Annotated in this window: 8 protein-coding genes; all 8 read left to right on the top strand. The window is 31.1% G+C overall.

Going from position 1 to position 5,576, the window contains the following annotated elements; all coding sequences use genetic code 11:
* The first annotated feature begins 127 nt into the window (after positions 1 to 127).
* The 8 genes from ACSHZO_RS15490 (at position 128) to ACSHZO_RS15525 (ending at position 5,373) form a co-directional block, all read left to right on the top strand.
* Positions 128 to 991, top strand: coding sequence for a CPBP family intramembrane glutamic endopeptidase (locus ACSHZO_RS15490; RefSeq protein WP_298248358.1), 864 nt, complete (start codon positions 128 to 130; stop codon positions 989 to 991).
* A 124-nt stretch (positions 992 to 1,115) separates the two neighbouring features.
* On the top strand, positions 1,116 to 1,826 hold the full coding sequence (locus ACSHZO_RS15495) for a GNAT family N-acetyltransferase (RefSeq protein WP_298248357.1): 711 nt from the start codon (positions 1,116 to 1,118) through the stop codon (positions 1,824 to 1,826).
* Between the two features lie 25 nt (positions 1,827 to 1,851).
* A complete protein-coding gene (locus ACSHZO_RS15500; protein WP_298248356.1) occupies positions 1,852 to 2,274 on the top strand; it encodes a hypothetical protein in 423 nt (140 codons plus the stop codon).
* 297 nt (positions 2,275 to 2,571) lie between these two features.
* Positions 2,572 to 3,153, top strand: coding sequence for a hypothetical protein (locus ACSHZO_RS15505; RefSeq protein ID WP_298248355.1), 582 nt, complete (start codon positions 2,572 to 2,574; stop codon positions 3,151 to 3,153).
* 27 nt (positions 3,154 to 3,180) lie between these two features.
* Positions 3,181 to 3,729, top strand: a complete 549-nt coding sequence (locus tag ACSHZO_RS15510) for a hypothetical protein (RefSeq protein ID WP_298248354.1) — start codon at positions 3,181 to 3,183, stop codon at positions 3,727 to 3,729.
* A 166-nt stretch (positions 3,730 to 3,895) separates the two neighbouring features.
* A complete protein-coding gene (locus tag ACSHZO_RS15515; protein ID WP_298248353.1) occupies positions 3,896 to 4,657 on the top strand; it encodes an endonuclease/exonuclease/phosphatase family protein in 762 nt (253 codons plus the stop codon).
* 156 nt (positions 4,658 to 4,813) lie between these two features.
* The gene (locus tag ACSHZO_RS15520; protein ID WP_026915895.1) at positions 4,814 to 5,059 is read left to right on the top strand and encodes an AbrB/MazE/SpoVT family DNA-binding domain-containing protein; all 246 of its coding nucleotides are present in this window, start codon (positions 4,814 to 4,816) and stop codon (positions 5,057 to 5,059) included.
* Positions 5,050 to 5,373 (top strand): type II toxin-antitoxin system PemK/MazF family toxin, encoded by a 324-nt coding sequence (locus ACSHZO_RS15525; RefSeq protein ID WP_031428532.1) that lies wholly within the window; start codon positions 5,050 to 5,052, stop codon positions 5,371 to 5,373. Before ACSHZO_RS15520 ends, ACSHZO_RS15525 begins: the two co-directional genes overlap by 10 nt.
* The last annotated feature ends 203 nt before the right edge of the window (positions 5,374 to 5,576 follow it).

Here is a 5,576-nt window from a genome sequence, read left to right on the forward strand (position 1 = left end):
CAAATAACGGGTAATGTAGAAAAAGTGTAATTTTAGAAACCAGGAAACAAAATAGTTAATCCGACAAGTCCGCGTCCCTACTCCCGCAACTTGCGATAACCGGAACCGTTGTGATTAATTTTTTATTATGAGTGAACAATCAAAGTACCAGGGTTGGTTAAGAATCCTATTAATAATTTTTCCATACATTTTAATAGTTGGAGTTTTTCAAATAATTGGAGGTGCCCTAATGGGTTTCACATATAATGATTTAGAAATTGAGAAAACGCCAGTACAAAGATTGATTATTCAAACCTTTTCTTTTCTAGGAACAATGTTAGTCGTTTGGATATTTTTAAAGTACGTTGACAAAGAAAAATTTATAGAAATCGGATTGAAGTTTAAAAATAATATGAAGAGCTTCTGGACAGGTTTTGCAATTGGAGCTTTTATCATATTATCAGGATTCGGAATATTAGAAATACTGGGCGAAATAAATATTCAAAATATCAATTTTGACTTTAAACAAATATTAATTTCAATAACCATTTTCGTCCTAGTTTCTCTCACAGAGGAAATACTTTTTAGAGGCTATGTTTTAAGAAATCTCATGTACTCTTTTAATAAATACATAGCATTACTTATTTCAGCAGTTCTATTTTCATTGATGCATGGATTTAATCCTAATATCGATATTATTGGTTCTACAAATATTTTCCTCGCTGGTATTCTACTAGGTATAACTTATATACATACAAAAAACCTATGGTTTCCAATCGCACTCCATTTTAGTTGGAATTTTTTTCAAACAATTTTAGGTTTTAATGTAAGTGGTCAAAACACATATTCCGTAATAAAACTTAGTCTTCCAGAGAAAACTATACTAAATGGAGGAGCATTTGGGTTTGAAGGTTCAATACTATCTTTAATTGCTATATTGATTACAATAGTTGCAATTTCAATTCATTATAAGAGAAAAAAACTAATCACAACAACGGTTCATCGCCAATAGACGGCACCGTTAGAAAGAAAATAATTAACTTGACCAACAAACCATTACTAAGCCGACAAATCCGCGTCCCTTACTCCGCCAACTGGCGATAACCGAGACCGTTGTGCTTAATGTTTTAAGAAAAATGAGAACATCATTCAGGCCTTCAAAAAAACATATTTCCGACATTGAAAAATGGTTATCAGAAGAATGGAATTCCAAGAAAGAAGGTTTTATTACCGATTGGGAAATGATTCCAGAGGCATTTGAAGAAGATAGATTAAGTGTTCTGACAAAAGATGAAAAAGCAATTGCCTTTATAGTTTACCGAGTTTATGATGAAATGGCAGTATTTGATATTGCAGAAATGAAGCCAAGTGAAAGAGGAAAAAGGCAAGCTAAAAAATTTGTTTCCGACACCTTAGATTATTTAAGATCACAAGATGTACTTGTTGTTAAACTGTATTGCTCACCACAAAATTCGGAAGGGTTTTGGAGTAAATGTGGTTTTCAAAAATTTGACATTCCTCACAATGATCAAATTAATATGTACAAAACTCTAGTGGATGAATTAAAGCCTTCCAAAACGAAACAAAAAACACAATCTGATAAAATCAAACTATGGGATTGCGAACCTCATTTAGCAACCAGAAATGCTCCAAGATGGATTTGGGAACTCGAGTATAAGGAGGATCAAAAAACACTAATTAAACCAATAATATTCCCTGCATTTTATGAATGGCAGGTAGAATTAGAAAAGATTGACAAGAAAATAACTCACAAAATAAAGTACTTTCCAATTGATATTTCAGAGACGGGCACATTTATGATTATAGATAAACTTGAGAACAAATAACATCAAGTTTTCAAAAAAGAAAAAAATGGAGAATTCAATTTTTAGAACTAATAAAATAACATACATCGAGGAAACACCTCAAAAATACGACTTTGATTCTTCGACAAGTTTAATCGTAAAAACCTATAGAACTCACGACAATGGGATTCCTAGGGAAAGAGAATACTCCCTCAATACTGTTATACAATTCTCTATTTTTAAAGGTTATACAATCAAGGAAATTATTGAAGAAGATTTCGATTATTTTTTATGGTTTGCCAGAAAAATTGAGAACTTCACCTATGATAATGAAGTATTGGATTATGCTGAAAAGTGCTTAGACATTCTTTTAAAATTGGATTATCCAAGAATAGAAAATTTTCCGAAAATAGAATATTCATACAACCAAGTTTCTACAATGCTTGAATATGAGTATGAGTTAGATTTTGGAGATGATCCTAATCAATGAGAAGCGTACAAATCAATGATTGATATAGATTTCTATAAAACAATTCGTAATAAACCGATTGAAAAATTGATAAGACATAGTTTAACTAATTTTAGGTACAGTAATGAGTATAGACTTAAATACCTTAATGAAATTAGACAAAACACTAAGCACAACAACGGTTAATCTCCAATAGCCGGCAGCGTTAGAAAGAAAATAATTAACTTGACCAACAAACCAATACTAAGCCGACAAGTCCGCGTCCCTAATCCCGCAACTTGCGATAACCGAGACCGTTGTGCACAATATATTTGAAGAATGGAAACTAATGAGATTATTACTCTGGTAATTTCAACTATAGCAATATTTATCGCAGTCTTATCATATTTTCAGGCAAAAAAAATTAATAGGAGAAGTTTGAGAATTGAAAAATTGGAAGAAATCCTTGAAATAACTCATATATTTAAAAATAATTACCACTATTTCGAAGATACCTTCGAGTTAAAAAAAAGTTTAATTAGAGCAAATAAAGGTGATTTCACAGATAAAATATATCAAATACAAGTAGAAGATTTAATTAGAATTAGTGAGGATATGAATTTACGAGGTAAGCTTGCTAGATTATATGTTTTAAATAATTCATACTTGCCCAAAAGTGAGTTAAAGGAAAAAATAGGAGTTTTAATTTCATGCTATTCTTCTTTAGCTCATCGCACTATATCAAAACCATTTAAAGAGCAAGACTTAATTTTCAATAAATATCCCAAGAGATGGGATATGTCTGAGTATATTACGGAGATTCAAAATGAGATAATTGAGGAAATGAAACTTGGATATAAGAAAAGTATTAGTGATATAAACAACTATGAAAATAGGTTCAAAGAGCGCTTTAATGTATAATATTTACTTTTAAGTATAAATTATAGAATGAAAGAAAAATTTTCCTATCCTGTTTTAGCAATAATAACGGCAAACATATTAATTGCTTTAGGAGGGCAACTATTTAAAGATGATTGGACAACCTTTTATAGCTCTCTACCGACTTGGGCTTGGGTTATAACATTTATCGGAATTGTAATTATTGTTCTAGTATTTCTGATTAAACCTAAAAATAAGATTGCAAAAAAGAATTTTAATTCTGGTTTTGTAGTACATAATCAACCCATTTTAGGTTATCAAAATCACAGTAAACTAAATTATAAAAATGTTGATTGGTTATTTGTTTTTCCCAAAAGTAACTCTTGGAATGAAGACGGTTCTAGAATAAATCCTGACATCTTAGAGACCAAAGAGTATCCATACTGTCCTAATTGTAAGAATATAGAATTGGATGAGAAGAAAAGTTTTCTAGGAAAATATGTTTGGAGTTGTATAGGCTGTGGTTTTAAAATTAGCAACAAGATCTCTGCCAAGGAAGAATCCAAAAATGCACTAAAAATCGGCAAAAATGAATATATCAAAAGTTTGAACAGTTAGAATATACTGTGCACAACAACGGTTAATCGCCAATAAGCGGCACTGTTAGTAAGAAAATAATTAACTTGACCAACAAACTAATACTAAGCCGACAAATACGCGTCCCTTACTCCGCCAACTGGCGATAACCGGGACCGTTGGCGAGCATTTTTAAACAAGATAAATATTGAAAATAGTAACTTGGAATTGTAATGGAGCATTGAGAAAAAAGTTCATTGAACTAGACAAAATTAATGCTGACATATACATAATTCAAGAATGCGAAAATCCAAAAGAAACAAAACATCCAGATTATATTAACTGGGCTGACAACTTTATTTGGGTTGGAGACACCAAAAATAAAGGAATTGGAATTTTTGCAAAAAAGGAAATTCAATTAGAAGCACTTGATTGGTCAAACCAATATAAAGATCACACAGTTAAATATTTTCTTCCTTGTAGAGTAAATAATTTTACAATATTAGGTGTTTGGAATCATAACAATAAGTCTCCTAATTTTGGCTACATCGGACAATTTTGGAAATATCTTCAAATCAATAAAAATGAATTTAAAAACATAATAATTGCTGGAGATTTCAATAGCAACAAAATTTGGGATCAATGGGATCGGTGGTGGAATCACTCAGATGTAGTGAAGGAATTAAATGCAATTGATATTAGAAGTTTATATCATTCAATTTTAAAAGAAAATCAAGGAGAGGAAACAAAACCGACATTTTTCCTTCATAGAAAATTTGACAAAGCTTATCATATAGATTACATATTTGCTACTTCAGACATATCGCAGAAAGTGGAACATTTCGAAATAGGTGAATTTCAAAAATGGATAAATATTAGTGATCATTTACCAATAATAATGGAACTAAAAAACGACTCGCCAACATCGGTTATAGCAAATAGCGGGTATTGCCGAAAAAGTGTAATTTAGAAAACCAGGAAATAAAAGGTTAAGCCGACAAATACGCGTCCCTATTCCCGCTACTTGTCCATAACCGTATACGTTGGCATTAATACTTCAACATAGAAAATTTAATTTTGAAATTTGATTTAAAGTAATAACTTTGTATATACAAAAATAAAAGTTATGGAAACTTCAATTATACAGATTGGAAATTCAAAAGGCCTTCGTTTAAGTAAAACGATTCTTGAAAAATATCACATAAAAGATAAAGTAGAACTCATTTTAGAAAAAGGTCAAATTATACTCCGACCAATTGATTCGCCAAGAAAAAATTGGGAAGAGAAATTTAAGAAAATGGCTAAAAATGAAGATGATCAACTTCTGATGAATGATGTGTTTGATGATGAAAACTTCGATGAATGGATTTAAATCAATACGATATAGTTCTAGTTAATCTAGATCCGACTGTTGGAAGTGAAATCAAGAAAACCAGACCTTGTGTAATCATTTCTCCAAATGAGATGAATAAATATTTAAGAACGATTGTTGTTGCTCCTATGACAACAAATACGAAAAAATATCCGACAAGAATTCCTGTAAAATCAAATGGAAAAAAAGGAATGATTGCAATTGATCAAATTAGAACAATTGATAAACAAAGAATTGTAAAAATCTTTGAATCATTATCCAACTCGGAAATCAAAAAGTGTAAAGAGGTGCTTAAAGAAACATTTGTGGACTAAGTACTAATGCCAACAACGATTCATCGCAAATAGACGGCACCATTAGAAAGAAAATAATTAAATTCACCAACAAACCAGGTCTAAGCCGACAACGCCGCGTTCCCTACTCCGCCAACTTGCGATAATCGAGACCGTTATATGCAATTGCTCCGCACAGTTTCAGCTACATAAAACATAAATTTTCTAAACGGACAAATCCGTAT

This window comes from Christiangramia sp. 3-2217-3z, from assembly GCF_051195275.1.
In the GTDB taxonomy this organism is placed as follows: domain Bacteria; phylum Bacteroidota; class Bacteroidia; order Flavobacteriales; family Flavobacteriaceae; genus Christiangramia; species Christiangramia marina.

What these genes read in the sequence shown, in the direction of transcription:
- ACSHZO_RS15490 (WP_298248358.1), top strand. Translation starts at nt 128, where the DNA reads ATGAGTGAACAATCAAAGTACCAGGGTTGGTTAAGAATCCTATTAATA.
- ACSHZO_RS15495 (WP_298248357.1), top strand. Translation starts at nt 1,116, where the DNA reads ATGAGAACATCATTCAGGCCTTCAAAAAAACATATTTCCGACATTGAA.
- ACSHZO_RS15500 (WP_298248356.1), top strand. Translation starts at nt 1,852, where the DNA reads ATGGAGAATTCAATTTTTAGAACTAATAAAATAACATACATCGAGGAA.
- ACSHZO_RS15505 (WP_298248355.1), top strand. Translation starts at nt 2,572, where the DNA reads ATGGAAACTAATGAGATTATTACTCTGGTAATTTCAACTATAGCAATA.
- ACSHZO_RS15510 (WP_298248354.1), top strand. Translation starts at nt 3,181, where the DNA reads ATGAAAGAAAAATTTTCCTATCCTGTTTTAGCAATAATAACGGCAAAC.
- ACSHZO_RS15520 (WP_026915895.1), top strand. Translation starts at nt 4,814, where the DNA reads ATGGAAACTTCAATTATACAGATTGGAAATTCAAAAGGCCTTCGTTTA.
- ACSHZO_RS15525 (WP_031428532.1), top strand. Translation starts at nt 5,050, where the DNA reads ATGGATTTAAATCAATACGATATAGTTCTAGTTAATCTAGATCCGACT.